At 71.1% G+C, this 14,221-nt stretch carries 9 protein-coding genes; 2 read left to right on the top strand and 7 right to left on the bottom strand.

All coding sequences use genetic code 11. The features are described 5' to 3' along the window. Positions 1-3 precede the first annotated feature (3 nt). Positions 4-942 (top strand): carbohydrate ABC transporter permease, encoded by a 939-nt coding sequence (locus HNR09_RS06480; RefSeq protein WP_179541296.1) that lies wholly within the window; start codon positions 4-6, stop codon positions 940-942. Between the two features lie 56 nt (positions 943-998). After that, positions 999-3,326, top strand: a complete 2,328-nt coding sequence (locus HNR09_RS06475; RefSeq protein ID WP_179541295.1) for a glycosyl hydrolase family 95 catalytic domain-containing protein — start codon at positions 999-1,001, stop codon at positions 3,324-3,326. A 55-nt stretch (positions 3,327-3,381) separates the two neighbouring features. Here HNR09_RS06475 and HNR09_RS06470 read toward each other — a convergent pair whose 3' ends face one another. From HNR09_RS06470 to HNR09_RS06440, 7 genes are all read right to left on the bottom strand, one after another. Continuing rightward, complete coding sequence (locus HNR09_RS06470) at positions 3,382-5,373, bottom strand: DUF6807 family protein (protein WP_179541294.1); 1,992 nt, start codon at positions 5,371-5,373, stop codon at positions 3,382-3,384. After that, entirely contained in the window at positions 5,373-7,031 is a 1,659-nt protein-coding gene (locus tag HNR09_RS06465; RefSeq protein ID WP_218881895.1) for a glycoside hydrolase family 43 protein, read from the bottom strand. Before HNR09_RS06465 ends, HNR09_RS06470 begins: the two co-directional genes overlap by 1 nt. 123 nt (positions 7,032-7,154) lie before the next feature. Further along, on the bottom strand, positions 7,155-8,450 hold the full coding sequence (locus tag HNR09_RS06460; protein WP_179541293.1) for an ABC transporter substrate-binding protein: 1,296 nt from the start codon (positions 8,448-8,450) through the stop codon (positions 7,155-7,157). A gap of 186 nt (positions 8,451-8,636) precedes the next feature. Then, complete coding sequence (locus HNR09_RS06455) at positions 8,637-9,758, bottom strand: M24 family metallopeptidase (RefSeq protein ID WP_179541292.1); 1,122 nt, start codon at positions 9,756-9,758, stop codon at positions 8,637-8,639. A gap of 93 nt (positions 9,759-9,851) precedes the next feature. Then, entirely contained in the window at positions 9,852-11,927 is a 2,076-nt protein-coding gene (locus tag HNR09_RS06450) for a DUF6807 family protein (protein ID WP_179541291.1), read from the bottom strand. 117 nt (positions 11,928-12,044) lie between these two features. Beyond that, the gene (locus tag HNR09_RS06445; RefSeq protein ID WP_179541290.1) at positions 12,045-12,965 is read right to left on the bottom strand and encodes a sugar phosphate isomerase/epimerase family protein; all 921 of its coding nucleotides are present in this window, start codon (positions 12,963-12,965) and stop codon (positions 12,045-12,047) included. Next, positions 12,962-14,191, bottom strand: coding sequence for a dihydrodipicolinate synthase family protein (locus HNR09_RS06440; RefSeq protein WP_179543056.1), 1,230 nt, complete (start codon positions 14,189-14,191; stop codon positions 12,962-12,964). Before HNR09_RS06440 ends, HNR09_RS06445 begins: the two co-directional genes overlap by 4 nt. Positions 14,192-14,221: the final 30 nt, after the last annotated feature.

Genomic DNA, 14,221 nt, shown 5'->3' with positions numbered 1-14,221 from the left:
GAGATGGCCATCCCCACCACCACGGCCACCCCGACGGCGGCCCGTGCACTGACCCGGAGACAGCGGTCTCGACGCGACTCCGGGGACCTCGATCCGGGCCCGGTGGACGCCCAGGACACCGCCCAGCGGAGGTTCCTGAGGCATGTGATCCTGTGCGGCGTCGCGCTGCTGATGATGTACCCGTTGCTGTGGATGCTCTCCAGCTCGGTGAAGCCGGATGCCAACATCTTCACCGAGCAGGGGCTGTGGCCCTCGGAGTGGCGGTTCGAGAACTACGCGGACGGCTGGAACTCGCTGCAGCACCCCTTCGGGCACTACATCGTCAACTCGGCGATCGTGGTCAGCCTCAGCATCGTGGGCACCGTGGTCAGCTCGGCTCTGGCCGCCTACGCCTTCGCCCGTCTCGAGTTCCCGGGACGGCGGTTCTTCTTCGGACTCGCGCTGATCACCCTGATGCTGCCCGGCCATGTGCTGCTGATCCCGCAGTACATCATCTTCTCCGAGCTCGGCTGGCTGAACACCTACCTGCCGCTGGTGGTGCCGAACTTCCTGGCCTCGAACGCCTTCTTCATCTTCCTGATGGTCCAGTTCATGAGGGCCCTGCCCAAGGAGCTCGACGACGCCGCCCGGATCGACGGCTGCGGTCCCTTCCGGATCTTCTTCCAGATCATCGCCCCGCTGTGCGTGCCCGCCTTCGCCACGACGGCGATCTTCACCTTCATCAGCACCTGGAACGAGTTCTTCTCCCCGCTCATCTACATCACCGATCCCAACCTCTACACCGTGCCGCTGGCTCTGCGGCAGTTCATGGATGCCGAAGGTCAGTCCGCGTGGGGTCCGATGTTCGCGATGTCAGTGGTGTCCTTGCTTCCGATCGTGGCATTCTTCATCATGGGTCAGAAATACCTGGTCAAGGGCATCGCCACCACAGGCCTGAAGTGATCCTGGCGTGACGGCCCGTCCTGCCAGGGGTATCACCCTCAGCTGAGAGGAATCGGATGGTCGCGCCATCTCCGCCCCCTGCCACGTTCACCAGCATCTCCGCCGGAGAGGACTGGGAGCATGGCATCCCGGTGGGCACCGGCCGGGTGGGCGCCCTCCTGCACGGGGCTCCCGGGGAGCACCGGGTGGACCTCACCCATGAGGAGTTCTTCCTCCCGGTCAATCCGCGCGGTCCGGCGCCGGATCTGCGGTCCCGACTTCCGGGCATGCGGCAGGCGATGATGGAGGGTGACGCCGCGAGAGCCGGTGATCTGCTGGCCGCCGCGGCCGCCGAGCACAGCCCGGACGGGTCCCTGATCTGGACGGATCCCTTCGTTCCGGCGGCACGGCTGACGATCACCGATCCGGAGGCCGCACCCGTGCCGGGCAGCCGACGACGGCACGTGGATCTGAGCACCGGCGTCGCCGAGATCAGCTGGGAGGACGCCCGTCGAGGCCGGCAGACGCTGCGGATGCAGCCGCACCACGGTCAGCAGAGCGTCCTCCTCACGCTCAGCTCCCAGGCTTCGGGCGAGCTCGGACTGCGACTCTCGGAGGGGGGCGGGGATTCGTCCACAGAGGGCCCCGCCGCTCAGATGCGGTCCCACGTTTTCCTTGACGAGGGGCAGGCACGATTGCGCGTCGGCGCCGAGCGGACAGCTCATGAGACGGCGGAGACGACAGTGGGCCCCTTGCCGGAGGCCGAGCGGCACGGCGACGGCGCCGTCGTCGCGCGGCTGCCCCTGCGGCCCGGAGTCGAGACCGTGCTGCGGCTCCATGTGACGGTGGAGGGGGCGCCGGCCCATGACCCCCTCCTGGGCGCGAACGCCTCATGCCTGTCGACGCCGCGGGAGGTGCTGGCAGCGCGCAGCCGGTTCAGCCTCGGGGTGCGGCACGAGGCCGCGGAGCATTCTTGGACCGATCGGTCCACCGAGGAGCTGCTCGCCGCCGCCCGCCAGGGCGAGCCCGCAGCCGAAGATGCCCTGGTGGAGCTGGTCTACGCGGCCTCTCGGCATACGATCATCTCCTCCACCGGGGTGCTGCCGCCGAACCTGACGGGCCTGTGGCAGGGCACGCGGTCTCCCGCCTGGTCCGGGGACTATACGCTCAACGGCAACGTCACGCTGGGGGCGACCGCCTCGATGATCTCCACCGGCATGCCGGAGCTGCGATGGAGTCTGCTGCGACTGATCTCCCGCCACCTGCCGGATTTCCGAGAGAATGCGCGCCGGGTCCTCGGCGCCGAGGGGCTGCTGCTGCCCGCTCGGCTGAGCACCCACGGGCATTCCACCCACTTCTCCGTGGAATTTCCTCACCTCTTCTGGATCGGCTGCGGGCCCTGGGTGCTGCGGCAGGGCTGGGACCTGTTCTCGGCGACCGGAGACACCACCCTGCTGCCGTGGCTGTGGTCCTTCGCCCAGGAGGTGATGCGCTGCTGCGAGACCGCCGTGCACCACCACGACGGCACCGTCCATCTGGTGCCCAGCTACTCGCCGGAGAACACCCCGCACCGGGCGCCGAACCCGCTGGCCGTGGACGCCACCTCCGACATCGCTGCGATCCGCGACGCCGCCGTCGTGGCGACCCGGATCGGGCGGCTGGTCGGCGATGAGACGCATGCCCGGCGTTGGGCTCGGCTGCGGGAGAGCCTCCCGGCGCCGATGCTGACCCCCGCCGGCGCGCTGGCCGAGTGGGCGCATCCCGGCTTCCCTGATGAGCCGCACCATCGGCACGCCTCCCACCTGTACGCCTTCGGAGCCGAGGGGGACGAGGCCTTCGACACCCCGCAGATGCGGGCGGCCGCCCTGACCACGGTGCGGCAGCGGCTCACCTACCGCGAGTCGGACCCGCCGGAGAGCATGCAGATGGCCTTCGGCCTGTGCGAGCTCGGTGTGGTGGCGGCCCGCCTCGGCGAGGCCGAGTTGGCGCTGAGGATCGTGCACACGCTCGCCCAGCAGCACTGGCACCCCAGCATGATGTCCACCCACGACCCGTCATCCATCCTCAACGCTGATGCCTCGGGGGGTTTCCCGGCCGTCGTCGCCGCGATGCTGCTGACCAGCCGGCCCGGCCAGGCCGTGCTGCTGCCGGCGCTGCCCCAGAGGTGGTCCACCGGCGCCGTCAGCGGTCTGTGCGGACCGGAAGGGCTCATCCTCGAGGAACTCGCCTGGGACCCGGGGCACGCCCGCGCGACGCTGCGCCGTCGCCCCGGGTCCCAGGCGGCCTGGACGTCACGGTGGCTGGAGTTCACGGCCGGAACCGGCTGGCGGCACGCCGACGGGGCGCCGAGCCGCACCGTGGAGCTGGGGGAGGAGCCGCTGACCCTGGAGCTGCGGCGCGGCTGAGAGCGTGCGGGGCCAGCACCGATGGTCCTGCTGACGCCGCTCCCGGCCCGGATGATCAGGCGCTCCGGGCAGCCCGCACCCGGCCTTCACCGAGCTCCAGCAGACGGTCCACCTCGCCGGCGCCGACCCGTCGATCCACCACGACGGCGAGCAGCTCCACCGGGTGCACCTGACCGGCGGCCAGCGTCAGCGGGACGTCCCAGGCCAGGGCCGGACCGAGCCCGATGTAGTCGGAGGCCCGCACGAACCAGGGCGACGGGTCCTCGGACTGCTGGGCCAGTACCAGGCTCGCCCAGCGCTCGTCGTGGCGGACCGCCACCGAGACCCACCGGGCGGGTGTCCCATGGACGTCCTGAACCCCTTCGGAGTTCATCACCTCCACCTCCGCGCCGGAGGCCAGGCGCCAGAAGAAGCCTCCATAGCCGGCACCCGGGCGGCCCCGGACCGCCGGGCTGGCGATGGTCAGCGGCCGCTCCGCCCGCAGCAGGGAGGACCAGCGCATTGCCCAGGCCTCCGTCTCCGCCATCCCGGTCCCGGTGATCTCCCGGCTTTCCTGCAGCTGGAGGCGCTGGTCCTGGTCGATCCAGCGGATCTGCTGGTGCAGCGTGGCCCCTCCGTGGAGAGTCTCCATGTGCTCCACATGCTGGTGTCCATGGTTCGGCAACAGCATCGGGCCGTGGTCGGCGTCGAAGGTGCGACCGCCCCAGTAGGTGGTGCCGTCCACATCAGGGATCGTCATGGAGACGCCGTAATGATGCCGGTGGTCATCCGGGCTGCGGTCCGTCAGCAGCCGCCCACGCAGACTCCGCACCGGGTGCAGATGGGGTCGAGGGCTGTGGACTGTCGGCATCCGCTCCCCGCCCATGCTGTGCGCGAGGACCAGCTCACCGAGCCGCAGCTGCCAGCCTGCGCCGCGCCGGGACCAGCGGGCCCCGTCGTCGTCGCCCGCAGATCCACGAGCGGGCCGGTGCGCGGTGCCGGAGAGATCGGTGGAGGGGGCGGTGAGCTCCCGGGCCGGCGGCACCGGGCCGGTGCTGGTGCGCACCGTGAGCTCCGGGGTGAACGTCTCCGGTGCGGTGCCCCGCCCCGTCCCCGGAGCTGTGCTGCCTGAAGCGGCGGCAATGGCCTCGGCCAGCAGCTGCCAGGCCCGGCGTCCCAGCTCCGCATGCGGCACGTTGACGGTCGTCAGCGCCGGATTCGCATAGCGGGCGAGCTCGATGTCGTCGAAGCCGGTGACCGAGAGGCCGTCCGGCACCCTCACCCCGGACTCGTTGAGGCGAGCCAGCAGCCCGAAGGCGGTCAGATCGTTGAACGCCACCACGGCAGTGGCTTCCGAGGCCAGCACCTGCTCGGCTGCCTCGAATCCCGCGTCGATGGTCGCCCCGCCCGGCAGCTGGTCGATCCGCAGATCGGGGTGGCGGGTCAGCGAGGTCTCCAGGGCCTCCCGGCGGGGGATGTCGGAGAGACTGCCGTCGGGCCCGCCCAGATAGGCGAGGTGCCGGTGGCCCAGGCTGGTGAGATGCTCCACCAGCCGATGGATCCCCTGGGCGTGGTCGATCACCAGGCTGGGGATGTCCGCGTGGGAACTGGTGCGATTGACCAGCACCACGGGGCGCAGCTGGGGCAGCAGCTCATCCAGGGTCTGCTGCGGCATGCGCGGGTTCACCAGGATGAGCGCATCGCAGCGGGTCCGGGCCTCCTGGGCGAGGGTGGCCTCATCGGCGGTGCGGTCCGCAGTCTCGGCCACCAGGGTGCGGTAGCCCTGCGCCTCGGAGGCGTCCATGACGCCGCGCAGCACCTGGTGGAACATCGGGTTGCGCAGATCCGGCACGACGACGGCTACTGTGCTGGAGCGCCCCAGGGAGAGGCTGCGGGCCAGGGTGCTGGGGCGGTAGTTCAGCTGCGCGGCGGCCTCCCTCACGCGGTCGGCGATGTCCGGGGCGACAGTGTCCTGGCCGTTCATGACTCGGGAGACGGTGGCCCGAGAGACGCCCGCAGCCACGGCGACCTCGCCGATCTTCGGGCCGTCCTTCAGCACCCGTCCCATCACACTCTCCTGCCGTCCATACAGACCGTCACGGCAGAGAATACACCGCGGGCGTCACGGGGAGCCGTGCCTCCGTCCGCAGGACCGGACGGCATCGACGCACCGGCCTGAGCACCGGAGACGCACCGTGCGAAGAGCCCGACCTCAGACCCGATCCACCGTCCCTTGGTGGCGGTGAAGCCGGGGGAGACGTCGTGCCAGTCGTCCTGCGGGTGGTGCCGCCAGCGGAAGGTGGCTCGGGCGTCGTCGTCGTGGGCCATGCTCAGCTCCACTGCGGAGGAGACCGGCTCCTCGTGCACCACGTTCTCGCCGGCGTCGTCGCCCGTGCGGCAGGTCAACCAGGTGCCGTCCGGCCTCTGCTCCAGGCCGATCCAGGCATAGGTGCTTCCGAGCAGGGTCAGGCCTGCCTGCGCGCCGGGGACAGCCCCGGTCAGATGGAGACGCGTCGTCCAGCTGCTGGCCCGGCCCGGCAGCTGCTGGCCCAGCACAGCGCCGTGCTGGCGCAGGTCGTCGCTGGAGGCCGGCAGGGCGGCGAGGTCGATCGTGCCATCCCCCCGAACGTGGATCCAGTGTGGCTGCGGGTTGGCCTGCCAGTGCCAGCGAGGGGCGAGTACGGTGCTGCGGAACCCGTCGCTGCGGGACGGTTCGCGCTGCGACGGCGCACCGGATGCGTCCCCGGCGGGCGATGGCGGATGAGGCAGCGCGTACCGACGCACGGGGCGGCCGCTGATCTCGTCCACCGGCTCGCCCAGGCGGGGCCATCCGTCGTCGCCCCAGCGCATCGGCTGCAGGTGGACCACCCGGCCGAAGGGACCGCGGTCCTGGAAGTGCAGGAACCAGTCCTCGCCGGACGGGGTGGTGACCCAGGCGCCCTGGTGCGGACCGTTGACGTCGGTGTCATGCTGCTCCAGGACGATGCGGTGCTCATACGGGCCAGCGATGTCCCGGGAGCGGAACACGTACTGCCAGCCGGTGGCGACCCCGCCGGCGGGCGCGAAGATCCAGTGCCAGCCGTCCCGGCGGTAGATCTTGGGGCCTTCCAGCGTGGTGCAGTCGGGTATGGCGTCGCCGTCGATGATGACCCGGGCGTCGTCCAACGGTCCACGCAGCTGCGGATCCACCTCCACCAGGCTGATCCGGTTCTTCACCCCGGCGCGGCTCCGCGCCCAGCCGAAGACCAGGTGGGCGCTGCCATCCTCGTGCCACACTGGGCACGGATCGATGAGCCCGCGGCCCCTCAGCAGCAGATGCGGGGTGCTCCACGGCCCCCGCGGGTCCGTCGCGGAGGTGACGAAGATGCCGTGGTCCGGGTCCGGGTGGACGATGTGGAAGACGCCGTCGTGGTGGCGCAGGCTCGGTGCCCAGACGCCCTGACCGTGGCGAGGCACGGCGAAGTGCGGTGCCGGCGGCACGGCCAGCAGTGCGTTGGTCACATGCTCCCAGTTCACGAGGTCCCGGGAGTGCAGCACGGGAAGCCCCGGCGCCCGGTTGAAGCTGGAGGCGACCATCCAGTAGTCCTCGCCGACCCGGATGGCGTCCGGATCCGGCCAGTCGGCGTCGAGGATCGGATTGGAGTACGTCGCCCCGGACCGGGTGGTGCTCGGGTCGGCCGTGGTGGAGGGCGCGGGGGACGAGGTCATCAGGTGGGGGTGGTCCATCGGGTCCTTCTCTGCCGGGGTCGCTGGCTCAAGCTGACGGGGGGGGCGGGCCGCCCCTCTCGCACCAGAGGGGCGGCCCAGGGACGGGACGCACCGCTCAGGCGCCCGCCCCGGATCGGTGGGTCACTGCAGGGAGGACTCCATCTCGGCCATCATCTCCGCGGCTGCCTCCTGCGGGGTCAGGCGGTCGAAGTAGACCTCGGACTCGTAGCGGAAGAGCGTCTCGCGCATCGTGGAGAACCCGATGGCGGGCACCGGCTCCGGCTCGCCGAGCTCCGGTTCGATGTCCTGGACGAACTCCGCAGAGCGCGCGTCCGCGCCCTCGAGCTCGTCCAGCACCGCGGCGCGGACGTTCTCATCGGCCGGCAGGCCGCGGTCCGTCAGGGAGATCAGGCCGGCGTCCTCGGAGCTGATGAAGTGCTCGATGAACGCCTGGACCTCCTCGGGGTGCTCGGTGTCGGAGGAGGCGGAGAGCAGCATGGAGGACTTGAACCACATGCCGTGGTCCTCGGCCTGTCCGGTCTCGGACGGGAAGCGCAGCAGCTCCATCTCGGCGCCGCTCGCGTTGGCCAGGGTGGGCAGCTCGTTGGTCCACCAGCCGCTCAGCGCGGCGTGTCCGAGCCCGGCCTGGGACTGCTCCGGGCCCAGCTCCATGTCCTCCGACAGCGCATCGGCCGGGGGCATGCCGCCGTCGTCCATGAGGTCGCGGAAGTACTGGAAGTAGTCGGTGGCGAGCTCCTCGTCGAAGCCGAGCTCGCCGTCCTCGGTGGTCAGGTTGGCGCCGTGCTGCCGCAGCCACACCTGGAAGGCGCCGGGCTGGTTCAGCGAGACCGCGCCCCAGCCGTCGTCGAGGTTCTCGCTGAGCTCCACGGTGATGTCCCGGTAGTCGTCCCAGGTCCAGCTGGAGTCGTCCGGCATGTCCACTCCGGCCTCGTCGAAGAGGTCCGGATTGGCCACCAGGGCGAAGGAGTTGATGCCGATGGTCACGCCGTAGAGGCCGTCCTCGGTGCGGCCGTTGTCCACGATGTCCGGGTCCAGGCCGTCGACGTCCACGGCGGAGAGCTCCATCAGCGCGTCACGGTCGGCGTATTCGCGCAGATACTTGTCGTCCATCTGCACGATGTCGGGCATGTCCCCGGCTGCGGTGCGGGTGGCCATCTGGTCCCAGTAGCCGGAGTCGCCATAGGCGGCCTCCACGGTGATCCCCGGGTGGGCGGCCTCGAAGGTCTCGATGATCTCCTCGGTGAGCTGCAGCCGATAGTCGGATCCCCAGAAGGCGAACTCCAGGGTGACGTCATCGTCGGACCCCTGCGTGGCTCCGCCGTCGCCGCAGGCGGTCAGCCCGACGACGGCGGCGGCGAGGCCGAGGGCCGCAGCGCGTGGACCCCGAGGGGCGGGGCGGGTGATGGGGGTGAACATGATGGTCTCCATCCGCGTCATGGTGCTGAGAAACCGGTTTCTCAGAGGTGTTGGACCACGACGTTAGTGAGACTCCTGGGGACCGTCAAGGGCCAGGGCTGGGATCGACGGTGTCGGTCCGGCATCGTGGGATGTCGACCGAGCTGCCCCTGGCCGCGCCGCCGCCCCATCCGGGGCCGGTCAGGCTCAGCGGCGCAGCACCGCAGGGCGGGCGATGCCGGCCACCTCGACGGTGGGCCAGCGCTCGTCTACGCTGAGCACGTCGATCCGGCTCCCGTCGGTCCCGGCGCGCAGCACCACGGTGTCCTCCACCTTCGCCCCGAGGCCGAGCTGCCGGTCCCAGCCGGTCGGGTTCCAGGCGAAGGCCTGATTCTCATGGATCAGGTCCGGGACCCCGGGGAAGACGCGTGGGTCACGGCCTTCATAGCCGGCGGCCCCACCCTGATGATGCTTCGTCCATTCATCGGCGGCGAAGCCGTGGCGCACATAGGACTCCTTGAGGGTGTCGAGCACAGACTCCAGCCGGGCGCCCGGGCTCAGCGCCGCGAAGGCCTCGGCCTCCACGGAGAGGATGCGGGCGTCCATCTCCTCCTCTCCGGCGACGACGTCGCCGAACCCGACCCAGCGGGTCACATTGGCGATCAGGCCCTGCCGACGCGCGCACACCACAGCCATCGCCCGGCGGCCCAGCGGCGCATCGGTGGGCAGCGGGTGGCGGTGCACCGCCCGGGACTCCCCGTTGACCAGCAGCACCACGGGATCCGCCCCGGCCTCGATGATCCGTGGCGCCAGGGCCGCGGCCAGCTGCCGCTCGGTCGTCTCCGGGGTGACCTCGCCGAGCACATCGGTCAGCGCCTCGGCGGAGGCCCGGCACAGCGCGCGGTAGCGCTCCACCTCCACCTCGAGCAGCGAGGCGCGGGCGCTGCGCAGCGGCAGGGCGGCGGCGGACTCGCCGGTGAGCGTCCAGCCGGCGGCCTGCGGGAGCCAGGCGCGGACGTCGTCGACGTCGGCGTACCAGTCCAGCTCATGGAGGCTCACCGTACCGTCGTCGAGGAGTGAAACCAGAGGTGACAGCTCCTCCTCGCGGATGCGTGCCGACTCGTTGCTGAACACCCCCACCGCGACCCCGTCACGGTGCACCACCGCGCGCAGGATCGGTGGGCCCGCCAGGCTGATGTGGACCCGTGCCCCTGCGAGCAGCCAGGACAGCGAGCCCGCGGTGGAGAGCACGAGGGCGTCGGCCCCGGCCTCCTCGAGGATGCCTGTCAGACGGGCGTGCTTCGCGTGGAACTCCTGCTCAGGGGTCATGCTTCTCCTCGTGGTCGATGTGATCGGCGTTGCCTCCGCGGTGTGGGCCCTGATGAGCGACGATCAGCGATCACAAGGGCCCACAGTGCGGAGTCATCGTGAGATGCGGGTCGCGGTCAGCTCTGCCGACAGTCCGCTCCCCAGTGCGGCGGCCTCCGCACGGTCCAGCAGGCCGTCGACGACGGCGACCCGCACCCGGCGTGCCACCGGCTCATCCGGAGCGGCCAGCACCGGGGAGTCCCAGGCCAGGGACATGCCCACACCGGGGTAGCCGGCGTGCCGCACGAACCAGGGGTCCTCGTCCGTGGAGACCAGCACCAACGTCGCGTCGCCCGGGCCGTGCACGGAACCGAACCGCCCGGAGACCGCCAGCCAGTCGCTGACGCTGCCGTGCACAGCCTCCTCTCCGGAGGCCTCCGCCGTGAAGATCTGCGCGTCCGCCAGCGCGGGCAGCCGCCAGAAGAAGCCGCCGTAGCCGCCGCCCACCCGACCGTTGGAGCCCGGACTCCCCAGCGAGACGGGCCGCTCCACCGCAGGCGTGAGAGCGAAGGCGACGTCGAGCTCCCAGGCGCTTTCGTCCCGGGCGGTCACGGTGACGGTCCGCTCCTCGCGAAGCAGCGCCTCCCCGGAGCGGTCGAGCCACTCCAGCTGCTGGGTCAGCCGCTGGCCGTCGTCGACGTCGTCGATCTGCTCCGCGCGGGTGAGGATGCGGCCGTGGTCGTCGCGCCAGATGTAGCGGCCTGCGGAGCGCACGTAGGTGCGTCCGCCCCAGAAGTTGGTGCCGTCCACGTCCTGCAGGGCCACGTTCACGCCGAGATGCCAGGTGTGGTCCAGCGGCTGCTGGTCGGTGACGACGACGCCGGCCCGGGTCCGCACCTGGTCCAGGAAGGGGCGCGGGGAGTCAGTGGGGGAGATGTCCTCCCCGGTGCGGAGCTGGGCGATCGTCGGGCCTCCGGGCAGGCTCAGCTCACCGCTGGCGGCGGCGGAAGCGGCCCAGGGGGCGCCGAGCGAAGAGAAGGTCGAAGGAGCCTTCACCGCGCGGGCGAGGTAGTCCTCGATGTGCGGGATCACCGGGTGCCTCTCGGGCCCGGAGTCCACCTGCTGCACATGCCGCTCCTCGATCGGTGCCGGGTCCTCCGCCGTGCGCACCGCCTCCAGCACCCGCATGAACGCCCCGGCCTCGCGCAGCGGGGAGAGCAGCGCCTCGGCCCTGCCCTCGCGCACGTCCAGGAGGTTCTCCAGCAGGTCGGTGCGGGCGAACTCCACTGTGCGCGGACGTCCGGCCTCGCCCGCGTTGAACGGAGCCTCGCGGTTGGGCGTGATCTCGAGGCGATCCTCCGTGTAGTAGAGCTGCGCCTGCCCCTCGGTGCCGTAGATCGTCACCCACGGCGGCCGGTGGTCTTCCGGAGCGCAGAGTGTCAGCGCGGCGGTCACCGGGATTCCGGCGGTGGTGCGCAGCGAGACGATCGACGTGTCATCGGCCTCGATGCGGTGGGCGTGGTGCAGCTCGGTGGCGAGTCCGGCGACGTCGTCGGTGTCGCGGGCCCCGGCGATGTGCAGGGCCGTGCGCACCGCGTGGGCCAGCGGATTGGTGACCACGCCGTCGACCACCTGGACTCCGTCGAGCACGCGGCGGCCCGCCCAGGGAGCCCGAGCGTAGTAGGCCTCTCGGCGCAGCCAGAGCCCGGTGGCGCCGACGGCGCGCAGCTCACCGATGCCGCCGGGGGCCTCGGGGGTGCTGAGAAGCTCTTCCAGGGCGGGCAGGGCGTGGGAGCCGATGGACTGGAAGCCCACCTGCACCCGCCGTCCGGCACGCTCCGCCGCGGCGAGCAGGTCCTCGAACTGGGCGAAGGTCGCCGTCGGGGGTTTCTCCAGCAGCACGTCGGCGCCCATCGCCAGGGCTTCCAGCGCCAGGTCATGATGCGTGTTGATCGGGGTGGAGATGATCACGACGTCGGGACGGTGCCCGGCCTCGCGTGCCTCGGCGAGGGTCTTATGGACCGGGATGTCCCCGCGGACCTCGGGCCCGGGGTCGCTGTAGCTGGCGCCGGCGATCAGCCTGGCCCGGCCCAGCTCGGAGAGCCGCCTCAGGTTCCGCAGATGCTGGCGGCCGAAGCCGTCCAGGCCCACCAGCAGCACCGACGTCGGGGTGGTTCCTTCAGCAGTCATGGCTCTCCTTGGAGTGACAGACGCATCGAGTGGCCACGGATCGCGGTATCTGCCCTCCCGACACGGCGTGTCAGGCAGGAGGTTCCGTGATTCATGGCCACTCGACGGATGGGGTGGTCAGACGGTGGCGGATGAGGTGGGTGCAGAGGAGGCGTCTGCGGACGCGGCCCTCAGGAACGGTTTCACCAGCTCGGCGTAGCGCTCCTTCATGGTCTCCAGGGTCACCGCGGCGTCCTGGTCGTTGATCTCGCGGTTGAAGATCTCCACCTCGACCGGCCCCGTGTACCCGGCGTCGGCCACCCAGCGGGAGATCGTCGGGAAGTCCACATGACCGTCGCCCATCATCCCGCGGGACTTCAGCGCGTCATCGGCGATCGGCAGGTTGAAATCACACACCTGGTAGCTCGCCAGCCGACCCTCGCGGCCGGCGCGGGCGATCTGCTGCTGAAGCTGCGGGTCCCACCACACATGGAAGGTGTCGACCACGACGCCGACCGTCTCGGCCGGGTGCGGCGCTGCGATCTCGAGTGCCTCGCCCAGGGTGGAGAGCACCGCGCGATCGGCGGCATACATCGGATGCAGGGGCTCCAGCACCAGGCGGACGTCGTGCTCGGCGGCATAGGGCACCAGCTCGGCGATCCCGTCGGCCACCCGGGCTCGGGCGTCCACCACGGACCTGTCGGCGCGGTCTCCCGTCCCGCCGAGCAGGTGCGCGGCCGAGGGGAGCCCCCCGACGACCATGATCAGCTCACGGGTGCCGATCGTCGCGGCCTCACGGATCGCCGCCCGATTGGACTCCAGCGCGGCGGACCGGCCTTCGGCATCGGCCGGGGTGAGGAAGCCGCCGCGGCAGAGCGTGGTGGCGGTCAGGCCAGCGCCGGAGATGATCTGCGCGGCCTTCTCCGCCCCTCCGGCCTGCTCGAGCAGGTGCCGCCAGGGGCCGATGTGCCGCAGGCCGGCCGCGGCGACGGCGTCGACCGCCTCCTGCAGGGACAGCTTCGGGGTGGTGCCGGTGTTCAGTGACAGGTCGAAGCTCATGAGACGCCTCCAGTCTTCAGCAGCGTGGTCATCCGCTCGGCGGCGAGCTGCGGGTCGGTCAGCAGGCCGGCCTGATCGGCGAGCACGAAGGTGTGCGCCAGATGCGGCAGCGAGCGTCCCGAGTGCAGGCCCCCGACCAGCTGGAAGCCGGCCTGGTGCCCGTTGAGCCAAGAGAGGAAGGCGATGCCGGTCTTGTAGTAGAGCGTGGGCGCGGAGAAGATGTGCTTGCCCAGCTCCCGGGTGGAGTCCAGGATCGCCCGGCCGCGGGCGGCGTCGCCGGCGTCGTAGGCCTGCAGGGCTGTTGAGGCCGCTGGGTAGATGGCGGCGAAGATGCCCAGCAGCGCATCCGAGTAGGCGGTCTCGTCGCCGTCGATCAGCTCCGGATAGTTGAAGTCGTCCCCGGTGTAGAGCCGCACCCCCTCGGGCAGCGCGGCGCGCAGCTGGGTCTCGTGGTCGGCGTCGAGCAGTGACACCTTGACGCCGTCGACCTTCGCCGGGTTCTGCCGGATCAGGGTCAGGAACGTCTCGGTGGCGGCGGCGACGTCGTCGGAGCCCCAGTAGCCGGCCAGGGCCGGGTCGAACATCGGACCCAGCCAGTGCAGGATCACCGGCTGCTGGGCCGCCTGGAGCAGATGGGAGTAGATGCCCAGGTAGTCCTCGGGGCTGGAGGCGACCTTCGCCAGGGCGCGGGAAGCCATGAGGATCACTTTCGCCCCGGAGGCCTCGACGACCTCCAGCTGCTCCAGATAGGCGTCCAGCACGGCTTTGACCCCGGCCTCGCCGGGCTCCACCGTGGTGGGGTCGAGCTGGTCGGTGCCGGCCCCGCAGGCGACCAGGTCGCGCACGGTGCGACCGGCCAGGGCGGGGTAGGTGCCGGCGTCGACGACCGAGGCGGCCTCGGCGGCGGACCGGCGGATCAGCTCCTTGGTGGCCTCGAAGTCCAGGCCCATGCCGCGCTGGGCGGTGTCCATGGCGTCGGCGACGCCGAGCCCGTAGGACCACAGCTCATGGCGGTAGGCGAGGGTGGCGTCCCAGTCCAGCTGGGCGGGGGAGCCGGGGGTGTTGTCGGCGGTCATCACCGGCACCACGTGGGCGGCCGCATAGACCTTCCGGGAGGTCAGCGGCTTCTCAGGGCGAGTGAAAGGGCCCAGCGAGGAGTCGGCCTGGCCAGTCATCGTGTACTCGGCGGTGCCGCCCTCGAGGGTGGGCAGGGTCAGCGTGGGCAGGCCGGCGGCCTGCGCGTTCGCCACGGGGGT

The organism is Nesterenkonia xinjiangensis, from assembly GCF_013410745.1.
GTDB lineage: Bacteria > Actinomycetota > Actinomycetes > Actinomycetales > Micrococcaceae > Nesterenkonia > Nesterenkonia xinjiangensis.
The sequence above is the reverse complement of the archived record's forward strand: the minus strand, read 5'-3'. Positions and strand labels throughout refer to the sequence as shown.